The organism is Flavobacterium sp. (assembly GCF_043778725.1).
GTDB lineage: Bacteria > Bacteroidota > Bacteroidia > Flavobacteriales > Flavobacteriaceae > Flavobacterium.
Genome location: NZ_JAYWFT010000001.1, coordinates 139,693 through 157,003 on the forward strand (window position 1 = coordinate 139,693; position 17,311 = coordinate 157,003).

Consider the following 17,311-nt stretch of genomic DNA (forward strand, 5'->3'; position numbering starts at 1 on the left):
TTTTTTAAAAAATATGCTTCTATAAAGGTATTAAAAAAGGTGAAACTTTCGCTTCACCTTTTGGTTATTATAATTTTCGTCTGTTATCGTCAGAGTTGGTGTCAATTAATTTATTGTATGGATCGACGCCTACTTCTGTCGGTTTTTCATTAACAATTAAAGTTACTTTATTATCAATTTTACTAATTTTTAGTTTCTTTAAGTAAAGTTCTTTGTCCGATTTTTTGCCTTTTATAGTTTGCTCATTAAAGATTCCAATTTCTACATAATCTGCTAAAGGATAAGACTCTAATTTGTTTTTTTCTCCTTTTTTAGTAAAAGACAATGTGTTTCCTTGTTTGTCTTTAAAAATTCTTTTTCCAGTTGCGTCGGCTTTATACTTAGACACTTGAAATTGAATATCGACTTGGTATTTACCATTTGGTAACTTCTTAGATGTTACGTCACTAATTCTGTTATCGTATAAGGTAATTGTTTCAAACATATCATTAATTACATATTTTAAAGAATCTGGCGTTGCCTTTTTCAATTCTTCAACCAACTCAATAGAATTAGTGTATGGCGCTTCTTGATAGGCAACTTTTTTAATGTATTCTTTCAAGGCGTTATTCATTTTTTTCTCTCCTATAAAATCGCTCAAAGCATATAACACCAATGAACCTTTGTTGTAATGAATGTATTGTTGGTTTTCATTAAGCATTAAAGGCTGTTCTTTTTTACCTTCAAAAGTTCTTCCTTGCAAATATTTATCCAAGGCATTTTTAAGAAATTTACGCATTTGAGATTTCCCATATGCATGCTCTAAAACTTTTAACGAACTATATTCAGAAAGGCTTTCAGAAAGTAAAGTTGCACCTTGAACATTGGCGCCAATTACTTGATGTGCCCACCATTGATGTGCCACTTCGTGTGATGTTACAGCAAACGGATAATCTACTGCGTTTTGATCTTCATCATCTACAGCAGCAATAAATCCGATGGCTTCTGAAAACGGAATTGTATTGGCAAATGATTGTGCAAAACCGCCACCAGTTCTAGGAAATTCAATAACTCGAACTTGCTTGTGTTGGTATGGACTGAAATTGGCTGTATAATAATCTAATGATTTTTTTACTCCAGAAATCATTCTGCCTACGTTATATTCGTGTCCTTTATGGTAATATATTTCTATAATTACATTTTTCCACTTGTCTTTTTTGACTTCATATTCACCCGAATTAAAGGCATAGAAATTTAGCATTTTTCTATCCATTTTGTAATGAAAATAGTTTCTACCGTCTTTTTTCCATTGCTTTATTAAATAGCCTGGTGCAATTGCAATTTGATCATCAGATGTGCTTACCGTTGTTTCAAATGTGATCCAATCGGCATCACTGCTTATGTAAGTGTTTCTTCTTGCAATACTGTCTGTTGGGTTTGCCATTCTATCTTTGGGTTTCAAACCATATTTTTCTCTAACATCATCGTCTTCCAACTCACTATTAGAGGAATATCCAATGGAAGGAAAAATTCCGTTATTGATGAATGTTCCGTTATAAATAACTGGCGAATTGTCATTGAAAAAATCATTAGGTTTGTTTTTTACAACAAAATCCATTTTAATAGAATCTCCAGGTTTTAGCGGTTGTTCCAATCGATAAATATCAAAATTATAAACTATATCTCTAGATACCAACTTGGTTTTAACCTTAAAAGTTACATCTGTTTTCTCGCCGTGATTGATGAAAATAGAATCAATTATTTCATTGCTTTTATTTTTAAGAATATAACTTCCGTTAGCAACAAAATTTCTCTCTTTTGGAAACAAATTCATGTCAATTTTTACATCTGTAATTCTGGGTTGTGTTTTGTTTTCATATTTTTTATATTTTTTCTCCCAGTTAACCGCTTCAAGTTCGGCTTCATTTCCAGATTTATTTTCATTAACAATATTGTCTTGATAATAAATGGCGCCACCAATTCCTAAAAAAGCAATCAACGAAAGTGTCATTGGAATTGCAACTGTTTTTTTTATTCTTGCAGAAGCATCTTTAAATCGAGATTTTGCAGATTGACCTAATCCGCGTGTCCAAAATAAAAGTGATAATGAAAAGAAAACCGATCCAAGAGCAAGCCAATAAAATTTGTACAAATAGTAAAATTTTAATCCGTGACCGTAGCCATTCATATCTGAATATTCAAAACCTGGATCGCTATTGAATTCATAGATTTGCTGTTCTACTCCCATTAAAGGAAGAAAATTCAACCCAATAGAAAGCAATAATAAAACAAAAAAACCAAGCAAATAATTCTTGAAAAGTGTTTGAATTAGAAATGCTAATAATGCCCAAATTACAAAATGAACTAATCGTATTGCATACAATTCATAGAGATAATGTCCTATTTCAAAATCGAAATACCCTTTATAAATTTGGAATAAAATACCCGAAATCATAATTACAGACAACAGCACTATTTGCATTTTTACAACCGCCAAAAATTTAGACAGTAATAAAACCCAGTTTGGCGTTGGTGTAACATCGATTAAATGATTCATGCGTGATGTTGCACCGCGATGAATTAAAATTCCCGAAAACAAAAAGGTCAAAATATTGATGAACAACCCAAAAGTACTTCCTGGAATTTCTAGCATTTGCCATGTTACTGGATACGTTTCTGTCCCGAAAAAAGCTCCTGCTGATAATGCTGATATCAAAATAAATAACATTCCTACGATAACAATACTTATAAAAACCCAGTTTTTTACAATAAATTTAAAATCGATAGTAGATAAACTCCATGCTGTTTTTAAATTTTGTTTTGTAGAGAAATCAAATCCAACCTCTGGAAGATTAATTTTAGTAATTCCGCCAAAGTTGTTTTTGGTAATTCGTTCTTCATTTTTACTTTTACCAAAGGACAATGCCGTTTGTGTAAAAGAAAAATACCGGTACATAACTACTAAAATTAAAGTTGAAATACTCAACCAAATGAGACGATTGTATAAAACAACTCCGGTAAAAGGCAATAGGTTTTCGTTTTTTTCATAAACTGTCCAATACTTTGTATAATAACTCAAGGCATCCGATCCGAAAGGTTCAAAAAGAGCTACAACATAACGATTATCTGCTTCTTTAGTGAAACTACTAATCATACTTTGAATGAATAAAAGTAGAATAACAGTAATAAAACCTACAGAAATATTTCTAGTGATAGTTACTACAGAAAAGACAATTACACCATAGAAAAATAAGTTGGGAATTATGAAGATTAAATAACTTTGAATGTAAGCCATAATCCTTTGTGGACCTAATAAATCTGGATTCACAAAAGGCAAAAATGAAGCTAGAAAAGCACCTAATCCAACAAATAATGTGATGATTATTACAACAGTTAAAGAACTTAAAAACTTACTCATTAAATAATCCCATTTGGAAAACGGATAGGAAAATAAAATAGAGTGCATGTTGTATTTAAAATCTCTGTAAACTGATGCGCCAACAATGGATGGCAATAAGAAATAGATAAATACCGATAATCCGTTGAGCATTCCATTAAGTGCAATTGGAGAATTTGCTACAGCATTGGAAGATGTTGTGGTTTTAAAACTATCAAAAATCCCTAAACTACTTCCCATCATTAGCATGGAAAGCCCAAAGAAAATTGCGATGTATATATAAAAAGCTGGGTTTTTGAACCATCTTTTTAATTCAAATAAAAATATAGTTGAAAACATATTATTGATCGTTTTTAAGTGCAACAAAATAAACATCTTCTAACTGCGGCTGCGCTAAGACAAAACTTTCATTGGGTTGTTCTTTACTGTAAACCCTAACATTTAAGGTATTATCTTGGTTATAATTAGAAGAAATTATGTTGAATTCTTTTTCGTTTTGTTCTAGCAAATCTCTATCAATAATTTTAGTCCATATTTGACCAATAAGTGTGTCGGTTGCCGCTTTTGGTGTGCTTTGATTAAGAATTTTTCCACCATTTAAAATTGCCATTTCGTTGCATAATTCTTTCACATCATCAACAATATGAGTTGAAAAAATGACCGTATGATTGGTTCCTATTTCACGCAGCACATTTAGGAAACGATGTCTCTCTGCTGGATCTAAACCTGCAGTTGGTTCGTCAACAATAATTAATTTTGGATTATTTAAAAGCAATTGTGCAATTCCAAATCGTTGTTTCATTCCGCCAGAATAACCATTTACGTTTTTCATTCTAACGTCATATAGATTGGTCACTTCAAGAACTTGTTTTACAATTGCATTTCTGTCTTTTTTAGATGAAATGCCTTTTAATCTAGCAAAATAATCCAATAGATTTTCTGCCGACATGTTAGGGTAAACTCCAAATTCCTGAGGTAAATAACCCAAAACTTTTCTCAAATCCATTTGATTTTCAAGAACATTAATTCCATCAAATTCTATTGATCCCGAATCTGGTTTTTGTAATGTTGCAATAGTTCGCATTAAACTAGATTTACCAGCGCCATTTGGTCCAAGCAGTCCAAACATACCAGAGCCAATTTCAAGGTTTAAATTGTCTAATGCTTTTACGCCATTGCCATAAGTTTTACTTAGGTTATTTATTTTTAGCTTCATAATTTATTGGTTTAGTTATGTCTATTGGTGTCTTTTTTTAAAGTTTGTTACAATTTATTTTTAAAAGTAATGAAAAGAAATTCCAATTAAATTAATAAAACTATAAAAAAGTAAAAATTTGAGAAATCCCTTTACTTGATTGTGTCTTTGTGTCAAACGAAAAACCTTCGTACCTTTGTAACATGATAGAAGATAAAAATCCGCAACGAACTTCACTTTCGCAACTTGGCGAATTTGGATTGATTGAACATTTGACGAAAAATTTTGATGTAAAAAATGCCTCAACTATAAAAAGTATTGGTGACGATGCTGCTGTTTTAGATTTTAAAGATAAAAAAGTAGTAGTTTCTACCGATTTATTGATTGAAGGCGTACATTTTGATTTGGCTTATATGCCGTTGCGTCATCTGGGTTACAAAGCGGTTGTTGTAAATGTTTCGGATATTTGTGCGATGAATGCTAAAGCAACTCAAATTACGGTTTCGGTTGCAGTTTCTAATCGTTTTCCGTTGGAAGCTTTGGAAGAATTATTTGACGGAATTACATTGGCCTCTAAATTTTACAATGTTGATGTTATTGGTGGCGATACAACTTCATCACAAAAAGGTTTGATTATTTCAATCACGGCAATTGGTGAAGCAAATGAAGATGAAATTGTGTACAGAAGTGGTGCAAAAGAAGGTGATTTATTAGTTGTTTCTGGCGATTTAGGTTCGGCATATATGGGATTGCAGGTTTTGGAACGTGAGAAACAAGTGTTTCAGGTAAATCCAAACAATCAACCCGATTTGGATGCTTATACTTATTTAATAGAAAGACAATTGCGTCCAGAAGCACGACATGATATTAAAGATTTATTCGAAAAATTGGAATTAAAACCAACTTCAATGATTGATATTTCGGATGGTTTATCATCTGAAATTATTCATATTTGTAAGCAAAGTAAAGTGGGCTGTAATTTATATGAAGAGAAAATTCCGGTTGATCCACAGTTTATAAATGTATGTGAAGAATTTAATATTGATTCAACAACAGTTGCTATAAATGGAGGTGAAGATTACGAATTATTGTTTACGATTGCCATGGAAGATTTTGATAAAATAAAAGCCAATCCAAATTTCACTGTTATCGGACATATCGTTCAAGAAAGTGAAGGAACACATTTAATAACTAGAGCAAACACCAAAATTCCTTTAAAAGCACGCGGTTGGAACGCCTTGGAAGAATAAAATATAAATAGTTAATGTCCCGAAAAACAGTTGGTGGATTTTATTAAATATGTTTTAATATTTTACCGTTAATCAAACGAGGAAAAAGCTTTGGTGGATACCAATATGAATAATGTATTAGGGTAAAATAGGCAGTTCAATTGGATTGCCTTTTTTTTGTTCGTAAAGCAAACACAGTTCATTTGATTAAGTTTATTCTATTTTTGGTTGTCCAATTCTCAATCAATATCTAAATGTTTTTTAAATGATTAAAGAATATTTCAATTTCATTTTTAGTAATGTTTTCGTTTTTCATGCTTATTTGGAAAAGGACTTTTTACAATTTAAAACTTCCAAGAAACTTATTCAAGTTACAATTTATGCCTATATCTTGGTTAATTGTTTTTATCAGTGCTATAATTTTGTGATTATCAAACCGATTTTTAATTTTTTTAATCCAAGTTAGTTTATCAGTTTATTTTGGAATTTTAAAAAAAATTTCAAGACGATATTTCTCAACTATAGTTTAGTAATGTGTTTTAGTAATCGAGTCAGTCTTAGTAAGTATATTTGACCAATGGATATGATGTATTATTGTTTTTTATAAGTACACTTTTTGTGTATCGCTATTTCAGGATAAGAAATTATAACCAAAAAAACCGTTCAGTTATGAACGGTTTTTTTTAAATCTAAAATAAATTTTAGCTTATGCTTCAAAAGGAACAATAGAAACAAACGATTTATCGTTAGCTTTCTTTTGAAATTTCACAACGCCATCGACTCTTGCATGTAAAGTATGATCTTTACCCATGTAAACGTTTTCGCCTGGATTGTGTTTAGAACCTCTTTGTCTTATGATAATGTTTCCAGCAATTGCAGCTTGACCACCATATATCTTAACGCCTAAACGTTTAGAATGTGATTCTCTACCATTCTTCGAACTACCGACACCTTTCTTGTGAGCCATGATGTTATAGGTTTTATAGGTTAATAATTAATTAAACAGCTTTACCACCGTTTAATTCATCTTGTAATTTTTTTAATTCATCCATTTTGCCATCAGCAGCTAGTTGAGCTTGTTGAGCCCAAGTAGTTGGATCTAAATGTTGTACTTTATTAGTTGATGCGTCTAAAATTTCTTTTACAGAATCAGCAGATGCAGCAGCAAGTTTTGCAAATGTGTCAATTCCTGCAGCAACTAATGCTTCAGCAGCTTTTGGACCAATTCCTTCAATAATTACTAGATCATCACCTTTTTTAGATGCTTTTGGAGCTTTTGGAGCTTTTTCTTCAACTGCTTCTACAAGTTTTTCAGCTTTTGGAGCTGCTTCTTTTTTAGGAGCTGGAGTAGCTTTTTTTCCACCAGTAGCACTAATTCCTTCAATAAGAATTTGTGTTAAATACTGACGGTGACCGTTTCTCTTTTTGTAACCTTTTCTTCTTTTCTTTTTGAAGATAATTACTTTATCACCTTTTAAGTGTTGTAACACTTTTGCTTCTACTGAAGCACCTTCTATAGCTGGGGCGCCTAAAGTAATGTTACCATTATCGTCTAATAAAAGAACTTTGTCAAAAGAAACTTTTGAACCTTCTTCATTAGCCAAACGGTGAACATAAACCTTTAAGTCTTTGCTTACTTTAAATTGTTGCCCTGCTATCTCTACGATTGCGTACATAACAAATTGTTTAGTTAATTTTTTTAAGGTTGCAAATATACAAATAAATATTTCTCTTGCAACGCAATTTCAAAAAAGTTTTTAGTTAAAAATCAGGAGGTTATACATTTTATAATATTGCGTTAATTACTTTAATTTTAATTAATAAAAAAATCTACTTTTGTGTAACAGAATTTGTACTTCTTATACTAATTCTACTATCAACTAAAATTTATAGTTTTAATATGAAAAAATCTTTAATCGCTTTAAGTTCAATGCTTATGCTAGGAGGAACAGCTCATGCCCAAAAGGTTGCTTTTGAGGAATATGATTTAGCCAATGGAATGCACGTTATTTTACACAATGATCCAACTGCGCCTGTAGTTATAACTTCGGTTATGTATCATGTAGGTTCAAAAGATGAGAATCCAGAAAGAACAGGGTTTGCTCACTTTTTTGAACATTTGTTATTTGAAGGTACCGAAAACATTAAACGCGGCGAATGGTTTAAAATTGTAACTGGTAATGGCGGAACTAACAACGCTAACACATCTGACGATAGAACTTATTATTTTGAAGTTTTCCCATCTAATAATCTAGAATTGGGTTTGTGGATGGAATCAGAAAGATTGATGCATCCAGTTATTAATCAAATTGGTGTTGATACACAAAATGAAGTGGTAAAAGAAGAAAAAAGACTTAGAGTAGATAATTCGCCTTATGGAAGTTGGATTGCTCAAGTTAAAAAGAATTTATTTGTAAAGCATCCATACCGTTGGGCTACTATTGGTTCTATGGAGCATCTTGATGCTGCAACTTTACAAGAGTTTCAAGCATTTAATAAAAAATTCTATTCTCCTAACAATTCTGTTTTGGTTGTTGCGGGTCAATTAGATATTGCACAAACTAAAGCTTGGATTGAAAAATATTTTGCTCCTATTCCAAGAGGTGTAGAAGTTGTAAAACAAACTTTTGTTGAAGAACCAATTACTCAACAATTGAGCGCAAGATATGAAGATCCAAATATTCAAAAACCAATGGTTGTTGCTGCCTATAGAACTCCTTCAATGAAAACTCGTGACGCTAGAGTGTTGGATATGATTTCTACTTATTTAAGCGATGGTAAAAGCTCAAGATTGTATAAAAAAATTGTTGACGAAAAGAAAATGGCGCTTCAGTTAAGTTCGTTCAATTACAGCCAGGAAGATTATAGTTCTTACATGATTATTGGAATTCCTCAAGGTGATTTTACATCGGCAGATTTAATTAAAGAAGCGGATCTAGAAATTGTAAAATTGCAAACAGAATTAATATCAGAAAATGATTTGCAAAAATTGAAAAATAAATATGAAAACAACTCTGTTAACGGAAATTCAAGCGTTGAAGGAATTGCAGAAAACTTGGCATCCTACTACCTATTGTATGGCGATGTAAATTTAATCAATACTGAAATTGAAATTTATCGTTCTATAACTCGTGAAGAAATTAGAGATATTGCTAAAAAATATTTAAATCCAAACCAACGATTGATTTTAGATTATGTTCCTGCTAAGGACAAGGCTGATTCTAACAACGGTGAACAAGCGAAGCAAAATAAATAAACTAAAACGAAAATGAGAAAATCAATAATTATATTATCAAGCTTGTTTTTAACAATAACTATGCAAGCACAAGACAGACCACAGCCAAAACCAGGACCAGCTCCAACTATAAACATTAAAAAACCAGTTTCATTTGTATTACCAAATGGGTTAAAGGTATTGGTTGTTGAAGACCATAAGTTACCTCGAGTTTCCTTCAACCTTTCTATAGATAATGCGCCCTATGCAGAAGGTGACAAAAAAGGAGTAGACAATTTAACAAGTAGTTTAATTGGTAACGGATCTCAAAAAATAACAAAAGATGCTTTCAATGAAGAAGTAGATTTTCTTGGTGCTGACATAAATTTTAGTGCAGACGGCGCTTTTGCAAGTGGATTATCCAAGTATTCTAAAAGAATTTTAGAGTTAATGGCAGAAGGTGCATTAAGTCCTAATTTTACTCAAGAAGAATTTGATAAAGAAAAAGAAAAACTTATTGAAGGATTAAAAACACAAGAAAAAAGTGTTCCTGCCGTGGCCGGAAGAGTTGAAAATGTTCTTGTGTATGGTAAAAATCATCCGTCTGGAGAATATTTAACAGAAGCAACTATTAATGCTGTTTCTCTAGCAGATGTAAAAGCAAATTATGCCACTTACTTCGTTCCAGAACGCGCGTACTTAGTTGTAATTGGTGATGTAAAAGTAAAAGAAGCAAAAAAAGCTGTTGAAAAACTTTTTGGATCTTGGGTTAAAGCCAAAGCGCCACAATTAACTTATTCTGCACCTAGCAATGTTCAGTACACACAAATTAACTTTGTGGATATGCCTAATGCAGTTCAATCTGAAATATCATTGGTTAACACAGTAAGTTTAAAATTATCAGATTCAGACTTTTTCCCAGTTATTGTTGCCAATCAAGTTCTTGGTGGTGACTTTAATAGTTATTTAAATATGAATTTGCGTGAAGCTCATGGATGGACTTATGGTGCACGATCTAGTGTGGGTTCAAGTAAATATTCTGTAAGTAAATTCAAAGCCAATTCTCAAGTAAGAAATATGGTTACTGATAGTGCAGTTGTAGAATTTCTTAAAGAAATTAAAAGAATTAGAACAGAAAAGGTAAGCGAAGAAACACTTAATAACGTAAAAGCTGGTTATGTTGGACGATTTGTAATGCAGGTAGAAAAACCTCAAACTATCGCTCGATATGCCTTAAATATTGAAACAGAAGGATTGCCAGCAGATTTTTACGAAAATTATATCAAAAACATTCAAGCGGTTTCTGTTGACGATGTTATGAGAGTAATGAATAAATATGTACTTGAAGATAATTTAAGAATTATAATTACCGGTAAAGGGACAGATGTTATTCCTGGTTTGGAAAAATTAAAAATTCCGATGTTTTATTTTGATAAATTCGGAAATCCTACCGAGAAACCTAAAATGAAAAAAGCTGCTCCAGCTGGAATTACAGTTAAAACAGTTTTAGACAATTACATTAAAGCAATTGGTGGAGAAAAAGCAGTCTTAGGCGTGAAAACAATTTTTGCAACAGGAACAGGATCTATTCCTCAAGCGCCAGCTCCTTTAAAATATACATCTAAAAAAGATGTAAAAGGAAAATCTCTTTTCTCAATAGAAATGGAAGGAATGGGAGAATTGTCTAAACAAATTATCAACGATAAAGGTGGTTATGCTGTAAATCAAGGACAAAGAAAAGATTTAACTCCAGAGGAATATGCCGAGAAAAAAACAACAGCTACAACTTTTGACGAAATTGGTTTGTTGAAGAAAACAGATTTAGTTCTTGACGGAATTGAACCTATCAATGGTAATGATGCTTATGCTGTAGTAAATGGTAAAACAACACTTTACTATGATGTTAAATCTGGTTTGAAAGTTTTAGAATCTAAACTTGTTGAAAAAGGTGATAAAAAGATGACTGTAACAACTAGCTTTCTAGATTATAGAGATGTGAAAGGTGTAAAAATAGCCTACGAAATAATCATCAATCAAGGAATCGAATTAGATTTTAAAATGACTGATGTAAAAATAAACGAAGGTGTTACTGATGCAGATTTTCAATAATCTCAATTAAATTAAAAAAGACCGTTTCAAATAATTTTGAAACGGTCTTTTTTGTTTATAATGTTCAATAAGTTAAAATAAGTCGCTATGAGTTCCAGTTCTTACAAGTGTGATTTCTTTAGAAGCTTCATCAAGTAACCAAATTAATAGCCAGTCAGGTTTTATGTGACATTCCCAATGTTTTGAGTAATTTCCACTCAATATATGAGACTTGTATTTTAGTGGCAAATTGCCTTTGCTTTCCAATATTTCAATTACTGATTTGAGTTCCGAAAAATTATAGTTTCTTTTTTTACAGAGTTTAATGTCTTTGTTAAACCTTGTTGTAAAAATTAAATTATACATTAGATGTCTAATTTATTGAATAAATCTTTAGAGTTTTTGGCCTTAGTGGTTCCTATTTTGTTTTCAGCATCATACATTGCTTTAACAGTTTCAAAGTTAGGAATATCGCATATCTCAACTCCTTTGTTTTCTGAAGTGAATATATTAATCAAAGAGAGTAATGTTTTACCTGCTTTGGTGCGTTCGTTTATCTTTAATGCAATGTTTGTCATGATGTTGATTATAAAAAACAAAATTACAAAAAACCATTTAAAGTAATACACTATTTGTATTTTATCATTTATAGATTTTTTTATTGTAGAATTTATGCAATATGACTTATTTTTTATTAGCCAAATAAACACCAACCAAAATAATAAACGCTCCAAAAAACTGAAACAGTGTCAACATTTCATTATCTAATAATCCCCAAAAGAAAGCCACAATAGGAATTAAATAAGTTACTGAAGAAGCAAAAACTGGTGATGACATTTGGATAAGTTTAAAGAAAATAATATTGGCAACTCCTGTTCCAGCAATTCCAAGAATTAGAATAAAAAGCATCGAATGTTGGGTTTCTTGCAAAGGAGCAATTTCAATAAAATTAGTAGAAAATAAAATCACTAAAGCCGGAATTAACATGACAGTAAAATTTCCAGTTGTTATGCTCAAAGGTTTCACATCGGATAAATATTTCTTAATTAAATTGACATTTAGTGCATAACAAACAGATGCAATAATTACCAAAACAGCATAGGTATAGTTCTCGCTCGATTCTTGTTTTCCGTTAAAAATTAGTATTCCAGTTCCAATTAAACCAATGAGTACTCCTATAAATTGACTTCGTTTAAAACCCATTCCAAAAGCCAAAATCCCTATCAATAAAGTGTTTAAAGGCGTAAGCGAATTTAATATAGAACATACAGAGCTACTTACTTTAGTCTCGGCAATAGCAAACAAAAATGCCGGAATAAAAGTGCCAAACAAAGCTGTTATAGCAATATACTTCCATTGAAATTGTTTTATTTCGGTTAGACTTTTAAATCCGATGATTAGTAAAAATAAAGAAGTAAAAATAATTCGCAAGGCTCCCAATTGATATGGCGATAATCCAACCAATCCTTTTTTAATTAAAATAAAGGAACTACCCCAAATTAAAGCAAGTACAAGTAAATAAGTCCATTTAAGTTGTTTGGTTGGCATAATATTTTTTTTAGCTCAACAAATTTGACATAATTTTATGAATTGTCAAATAAAAAATAGTGTAATTTTGTAAAGTATTTAAAACACATACACAATTAAAATTCAATAGTATGAAATTTTCAAAGTCAATAATTGGTTTAGCATTAGCTTCAATGTTTTTTATAGGATGTAAGGAAAGTGGTAGCAAACCTGCCGATGCAACTACAGAAACTACAACCAAAAAAGAAATTGCTGTTGCGACAAAACCAGAAACAGCTTCTTTCAAAATTGAAGGAATGACTTGTGCAATGGGTTGTGCAAAAACTATTGAAGAGAAACTTGCCGATATGGACGGAGTTCAAAATGCTAAAGTAGATTTTGAAGCAAAAACAGCTACCGTAAATTTTGATTTAGATAAATTAAAATCAGACGATTTAGTAAAAGCAGTAGAAACAACTGGTGATGGGAAAACCTATAAAGTATCTGATGTGAAACTTGGCAATAAAGCTTAATTATATAATTCAAACAACAAAAAAGGAACTCATTGAGTTCCTTTTTTTATTTCCATTTTTTATTTCCATTTTAATGTTTCCATCAACGTCTGCATATCGTTTTTAATGTAATCTGCGGCTGGCATAATCGAATCGAAATTGGGCTTTGCATAGAAATATACCGAACCTGTAATAAAATGTTTAACGCTATCTGTTGCGTAAAATTGCGAGTTTGTAGCCGCATTTCCATCTACTTGATAAAACATTCCGAACACTTTTTTATCTTTGTTTAAATAAGGTTGTTCTAGAATATCGTCTGCTTTTATAACGTGTTCGTATGTTAATTTTTGAGCATCACGAAGCAATTTATCAATATCACCATTTACGGTTTTATAAGTCAAATAAATTGTTGCCTTCATCTTAGGATAGGTAATTGTAAAACCACAATCTTTATTTTCTTTTATAATCGCTTCAGAATTTATGTTGAAGGTAAAAGGACAGTGATTTTCGAACGCAGCATATTCCGCCACAGGATAATCCAATCGCAATTGACTTGTTGGTTTAGGTAAAACATCGTCTTTACAACTCGTTAATAGCAATCCGCTAAAAACCAATGTTAATCCCAGTATGTAGTTTAAATTTTTAAGCATCAATCGTTACTTTTATTTGTTTAACTCTTTTTTTGTCAACTACTTCTGTGGTAAATAAGCAGTTTTCAAATTGTATTTTTTGTCCTTTTTTCGGAAAATTACCTAGAATTTCTAGAATAAATCCGGCTAAGGTTTCGGCTTCACCTTTTCTAATTTCAAATAGACTTTCGTCAACATCAATAATTCTGTAAAAATCCTTCAAATTTATTTTGCCTTCAAACAGAAAATTTTTATCGTCTATTTGCGAATAATTTATATTTTCATCGTCAAATTCATCACTAATATCACCAACAATTTCTTCAATTACATCTTCAAGCGATACAATTCCCGAAGTGCCACCATACTCATCAACCACAATTGCCAAGTGACTTTTCATGCTTTGAAAATCTTTAAGCAAATCGTCTAACTTCTTGTTTTCTGGCACAAAGAATGGTTCGCGAAGCAAGGTTTTCCAGTCAAATTCTTTCTTGTTTATGTGCGGAATCAAATCTTTAATAAACAGAACGCCTTCTATGTGGTCTATATTGTCTTTGTAAACCGGAATTCGTGAATATCCTTTTTCAACAATCTTCGGAAAAATTTCGGCAAATGTTTCTTCAATATCCAAAGCAAACAAATCAATTCTTGGACTCATAACTTGTCTCGTATCGGTATTTCCAAAAGAAACGATGCCTTCTAGTAGTTTTTGTTCTTCCTTAGAAGTGTCATCTGTTGAGGTCAATTCTAATGCTTGCGATAGTTGGTCTACAGAGAAATTTGTTTTTTGTTTGCCTAGTTTTTCTTGTATATAAATTGTCAATGCACGCATCGGAATGCTTATCGGCGAAAGCAATTTGTTTAATATCGATAAAGGGAATACTATAAAAGAAGCAAATTTTATATTGTTTCTACTGGCATAAACTTTTGGCAAAACTTCTCCAAAAAGTAAAATTAAGAAAGTAACCAAAATTACCTCTACAGAAAATTTTAAGATGGGCGATTCAATAGTCGAAAAAACTTCGTCCAATGAAAACGAAAATAGAATAACAATTGATATGTGCAAAAAGTTGTTTGCTACTAAAATTGTTGCTAAAAGTTTCTTTGGTTTAGATAGCAAATCGTTAATTGCCGATGCTTTTGATGCATTTTTTTGTGCTAAATCGGATAGGTCTTTTGAAGTCAAAGAAAAAAGCGCTACTTCAGATGCTGCTACCATAGAACAACAAAAAAGCAACACTATAATTCCAATTATACCAAAAAGCAAATTGGTGTCAATAATCGATAATAATTTAAAACTGGGCTCTGGGTCCAAATTCAATAAAATTAGTTAAACAAAATTAATACGGCAAATCGTTTTCGATAGGTGTATTTGGCGTGTCAAAGTTAGTGTTTTTTGGTTCCGAAGAAATTTGTTTATTTCCTTCAGTATCTTTTTTAACAGTAAGAAAAGTAAATTCAGTAACTTGAATTTCTGTTGTATATTTAGTAGATCCATCTTCGGCTTGCCATTGGCGCGATTTTATTCTACCTTCAATATATATTTTGTCGCCTTTAGTTAAATATTTTTCGCATATTTCGGCAGCTTTATTTCTTACTACAAGGTTATGCCACTCTGTTGAAGTGATTTTTTCGTTGGTTGTTTTGTTAATGTAAACCTCGTTGGTAGCCAGTGGAAAACGTCCAATGCAGTTGCCACCTTCAAAATAGTGCATTTTTATATCGTCACCAAGATGACCAATTAACATAACTTTATTCAATGTTCCATTCATAGTTCAACAATTTGAGAATATCAAAATTACAAATTAAATAGAATACTTTTCAATAAAATTATAAATTACTATCGGAAAAGGATAATTTTTCAATAAATCTAGCTCAATTCCGTCAACAATTTTATCTGAAACCATAATTTTATAAAAATTAATATGCAATTTTTGATGTGATAGTTTGTGAATTATCTGTTGGTTATTATAAGGTGAAACGGACTCAATTTTTAAATCTGAAAAACTAGTTTTAACAGCTTCTGTAATTGTTTCAAATCCTACTTCTTCGTTGGTCTCAATTACAGGAAATTCATATAAATTTTGCCAAATTCCTTTCTCGGTTCTTTTGTTTATTATCGTATTATTTTCTTTATCTAGAAAAACCAAATAATTAAAATACCTATTGGTGACTTTCGTTTTCTTTAATTTTACAGGAAGTTTATCTACTTTTTTCTTTTGTAAAGCCGCACAACTACTAGAAAAAATACAAATTCCACAATTCGGATTTTTAGGAACACATTGCAAAGCACCAAATTCCATAATTGCCTGATTAAACAACGCCGGATTATCGACAGAAATTAACTCTTTGGCCAAAGCAGTAAATTCTTTTCTTGCCGAACTTGAAGCAATATCGGTTTCTATATCAAAATAGCGCGCCAAAACTCTATATACATTGCCATCAACTACAGGGACAACTTCGTTAAAAGCGAACGATGCAATTGCGGCGGCAGTATATTCGCCAATTCCTTTCAGTTTTAGTAACCCACTATAGTTGTCTGGAAAATTTCCGTTGTAGTTAGATACTATAATTTGTGCCGTTTTATGCATGTTTCTAGCACGAGAATAATAGCCCAATCCTTGCCAAAGTTTTAAAACCTGCTCTTCATTGGCTTTCGCCAAATCAAAAACCGTTGGAAAAGCTTCAGTAAAAGCTATAAAGTAAGGCAATCCTTGGGCAACACGAGTTTGCTGCAACATAATTTCTGAAAGCCATATAGGATAGGCATTTGTGGTATTTCGCCAAGGCAAATCGCGCTTGTTTTGTAAATACCATTGCAATAATGAGTTAGAAAAATTCATAATTAATTTTAGATTAACAAAAGTAAATCTTTATGTGATTAAATTTTAATCAATTATCCTTGAAATATTGTTTTTTTAATTCCTATATTTGCACTCTCAAAAAAATACACATAATTATTAAATACGAAAGAAAATGACGAAAGCAGATATCGTAGCAAAAATTTCAGAAAAATTAGGTCTTGAAAAAGGAGATGTTCAATCGACAGTTGAAGCATTAATGGAAGAGGTAAAGGCTTCATTAGAAGGTGGAGATAACGTTTACTTAAGAGGTTTCGGTAGTTTTATTATCAAAACTAGAGCTGAAAAAACTGGTAGAAACATTTCAAAAAATACTACAATTAAAATTCCTGCACACAATATTCCAGCATTTAAACCTGCTAAAATATTTGTAGAAGGAGTAAAAACTAAAACTGAAGTAGCAGTTTAAAAAAAACTTATTTATTAATCACAAAAACATCAACCTATGCCAAGCGGTAAAAAAAGAAAAAGACATAAGGTAGCTACGCACAAACGCAAGAAAAGAGCGAGAGCTAACCGTCACAAAAAGAAAAAGTAGTTTTAAACTACTTTTTTCTTTTTAAAAGTTCATTGAAATTAGATTTCAAACAAAGTGATTTTTATTTAAAACTCAATTTTATTGATTTTAACAAACTAGGTTTGAAATCAACTGGGTAATTCCTGTAAAAAATTATTGTTTAATCCATCCATTCTGTAGGTTAGAA

16 protein-coding genes are annotated in these 17,311 nt (G+C 31.3%); 5 read left to right on the plus strand and 11 right to left on the minus strand.

Annotated elements, in window-relative coordinates:
- Positions 1-67 precede the first annotated feature (67 nt).
- Positions 68-3,715, minus strand: a complete 3,648-nt coding sequence (locus tag ACH2CG_RS00645) for a M1 family aminopeptidase (protein WP_395061165.1) — start codon at positions 3,713-3,715, stop codon at positions 68-70.
- A 1-nt stretch (position 3,716) separates the two neighbouring features.
- Positions 3,717-4,592, minus strand: a complete 876-nt coding sequence (locus tag ACH2CG_RS00650) for an ABC transporter ATP-binding protein (protein WP_395061167.1) — start codon at positions 4,590-4,592, stop codon at positions 3,717-3,719.
- Between the two features lie 182 nt (positions 4,593-4,774).
- On the opposite strand from ACH2CG_RS00650, the gene thiL reads away from it, so the two are divergent.
- Positions 4,775-5,821 carry a thiamine-phosphate kinase gene (thiL, locus tag ACH2CG_RS00655; protein WP_395061169.1) on the plus strand — a complete coding sequence of 349 codons (1,047 nt, stop codon included), beginning with the start codon at positions 4,775-4,777 and terminating at the stop codon, positions 5,819-5,821.
- 685 nt (positions 5,822-6,506) lie between these two features.
- Here the strand turns inward: thiL and rpmA are convergent.
- Positions 6,507-6,767, minus strand: coding sequence for a 50S ribosomal protein L27 (rpmA, locus tag ACH2CG_RS00660; protein ID WP_395061171.1), 261 nt, complete (start codon positions 6,765-6,767; stop codon positions 6,507-6,509).
- Positions 6,768-6,798: 31 nt separating this feature from the next.
- The gene (rplU, locus tag ACH2CG_RS00665; protein WP_395061173.1) at positions 6,799-7,476 is read right to left on the minus strand and encodes a 50S ribosomal protein L21; all 678 of its coding nucleotides are present in this window, start codon (positions 7,474-7,476) and stop codon (positions 6,799-6,801) included.
- A 224-nt stretch (positions 7,477-7,700) separates the two neighbouring features.
- On the opposite strand from rplU, the gene ACH2CG_RS00670 reads away from it, so the two are divergent.
- Together ACH2CG_RS00670 and ACH2CG_RS00675 are read left to right on the plus strand one after the other, a co-directional pair.
- The gene (locus ACH2CG_RS00670) at positions 7,701-9,056 is read left to right on the plus strand and encodes a M16 family metallopeptidase (RefSeq protein WP_395061175.1); all 1,356 of its coding nucleotides are present in this window, start codon (positions 7,701-7,703) and stop codon (positions 9,054-9,056) included.
- A 12-nt stretch (positions 9,057-9,068) separates the two neighbouring features.
- Positions 9,069-11,123 carry a M16 family metallopeptidase gene (locus ACH2CG_RS00675; protein ID WP_395061177.1) on the plus strand — a complete coding sequence of 685 codons (2,055 nt, stop codon included), beginning with the start codon at positions 9,069-9,071 and terminating at the stop codon, positions 11,121-11,123.
- Positions 11,124-11,195: 72 nt separating this feature from the next.
- Here ACH2CG_RS00675 and ACH2CG_RS00680 read toward each other — a convergent pair whose 3' ends face one another.
- The 3 genes from ACH2CG_RS00680 to ACH2CG_RS00690 all read right to left on the minus strand — a co-directional run bounded on the left by ACH2CG_RS00680 (position 11,196) and on the right by ACH2CG_RS00690 (position 12,650).
- Positions 11,196-11,468, minus strand: a complete 273-nt coding sequence (locus tag ACH2CG_RS00680) for a type II toxin-antitoxin system YafQ family toxin (protein ID WP_395061179.1) — start codon at positions 11,466-11,468, stop codon at positions 11,196-11,198.
- On the minus strand, positions 11,468-11,680 hold the full coding sequence (locus tag ACH2CG_RS00685) for a hypothetical protein (RefSeq protein WP_395061181.1): 213 nt from the start codon (positions 11,678-11,680) through the stop codon (positions 11,468-11,470). Before ACH2CG_RS00685 ends, ACH2CG_RS00680 begins: the two co-directional genes overlap by 1 nt.
- Before the next feature lie 106 nt (positions 11,681-11,786).
- On the minus strand, positions 11,787-12,650 hold the full coding sequence (locus tag ACH2CG_RS00690) for a DMT family transporter (RefSeq protein ID WP_395061183.1): 864 nt from the start codon (positions 12,648-12,650) through the stop codon (positions 11,787-11,789).
- Between the two features lie 110 nt (positions 12,651-12,760).
- On the opposite strand from ACH2CG_RS00690, the gene ACH2CG_RS00695 reads away from it, so the two are divergent.
- Positions 12,761-13,141, plus strand: a complete 381-nt coding sequence (locus ACH2CG_RS00695) for a heavy-metal-associated domain-containing protein (RefSeq protein ID WP_395061185.1) — start codon at positions 12,761-12,763, stop codon at positions 13,139-13,141.
- Positions 13,142-13,200: 59 nt separating this feature from the next.
- Here ACH2CG_RS00695 and gldD read toward each other — a convergent pair whose 3' ends face one another.
- The 4 genes from gldD to mutY are packed head-to-tail and all read right to left on the minus strand — an operon-like array spanning position 13,201 to position 16,589.
- Positions 13,201-13,770, minus strand: coding sequence for a gliding motility lipoprotein GldD (gene gldD / locus ACH2CG_RS00700; protein ID WP_395061187.1), 570 nt, complete (start codon positions 13,768-13,770; stop codon positions 13,201-13,203).
- Positions 13,763-15,061, minus strand: a complete 1,299-nt coding sequence (locus tag ACH2CG_RS00705; RefSeq protein ID WP_395061189.1) for a gliding motility-associated protein GldE — start codon at positions 15,059-15,061, stop codon at positions 13,763-13,765. Before ACH2CG_RS00705 ends, gldD begins: the two co-directional genes overlap by 8 nt.
- Positions 15,062-15,086: 25 nt before the next feature.
- Entirely contained in the window at positions 15,087-15,518 is a 432-nt protein-coding gene (locus ACH2CG_RS00710; RefSeq protein ID WP_395061191.1) for a single-stranded DNA-binding protein, read from the minus strand.
- 33 nt (positions 15,519-15,551) lie between these two features.
- A complete protein-coding gene (gene mutY / locus ACH2CG_RS00715; RefSeq protein ID WP_395061193.1) occupies positions 15,552-16,589 on the minus strand; it encodes an A/G-specific adenine glycosylase in 1,038 nt (345 codons plus the stop codon).
- Between the two features lie 133 nt (positions 16,590-16,722).
- On the opposite strand from mutY, the gene ACH2CG_RS00720 reads away from it, so the two are divergent.
- Complete coding sequence (locus tag ACH2CG_RS00720; RefSeq protein ID WP_395061195.1) at positions 16,723-17,016, plus strand: HU family DNA-binding protein; 294 nt, start codon at positions 16,723-16,725, stop codon at positions 17,014-17,016.
- Positions 17,017-17,311 lie beyond the last annotated feature (295 nt).

Coding starts and splice junctions, on each gene's coding strand:
- ACH2CG_RS00650 (WP_395061167.1), bottom strand. CDS start 4,592: ATGAAGCTAAAAATAAATAACCTAAGTAAAACTTATGGCAATGGCGTA.
- ACH2CG_RS00695 (WP_395061185.1), top strand. CDS start 12,761: ATGAAATTTTCAAAGTCAATAATTGGTTTAGCATTAGCTTCAATGTTT.
- ACH2CG_RS00670 (WP_395061175.1), top strand. CDS start 7,701: ATGAAAAAATCTTTAATCGCTTTAAGTTCAATGCTTATGCTAGGAGGA.
- rpmA (WP_395061171.1), bottom strand. CDS start 6,767: ATGGCTCACAAGAAAGGTGTCGGTAGTTCGAAGAATGGTAGAGAATCA.
- mutY (WP_395061193.1), bottom strand. CDS start 16,589: ATGAATTTTTCTAACTCATTATTGCAATGGTATTTACAAAACAAGCGC.
- ACH2CG_RS00710 (WP_395061191.1), bottom strand. CDS start 15,518: ATGAATGGAACATTGAATAAAGTTATGTTAATTGGTCATCTTGGTGAC.
- ACH2CG_RS00675 (WP_395061177.1), top strand. CDS start 9,069: ATGAGAAAATCAATAATTATATTATCAAGCTTGTTTTTAACAATAACT.
- ACH2CG_RS00720 (WP_395061195.1), top strand. CDS start 16,723: ATGACGAAAGCAGATATCGTAGCAAAAATTTCAGAAAAATTAGGTCTT.
- rplU (WP_395061173.1), bottom strand. CDS start 7,476: ATGTACGCAATCGTAGAGATAGCAGGGCAACAATTTAAAGTAAGCAAA.
- ACH2CG_RS00680 (WP_395061179.1), bottom strand. CDS start 11,468: ATGTATAATTTAATTTTTACAACAAGGTTTAACAAAGACATTAAACTC.
- ACH2CG_RS00690 (WP_395061183.1), bottom strand. CDS start 12,650: ATGCCAACCAAACAACTTAAATGGACTTATTTACTTGTACTTGCTTTA.
- ACH2CG_RS00645 (WP_395061165.1), bottom strand. CDS start 3,715: ATGTTTTCAACTATATTTTTATTTGAATTAAAAAGATGGTTCAAAAAC.
- ACH2CG_RS00685 (WP_395061181.1), bottom strand. CDS start 11,680: ATGACAAACATTGCATTAAAGATAAACGAACGCACCAAAGCAGGTAAA.
- thiL (WP_395061169.1), top strand. CDS start 4,775: ATGATAGAAGATAAAAATCCGCAACGAACTTCACTTTCGCAACTTGGC.
- gldD (WP_395061187.1), bottom strand. CDS start 13,770: ATGCTTAAAAATTTAAACTACATACTGGGATTAACATTGGTTTTTAGC.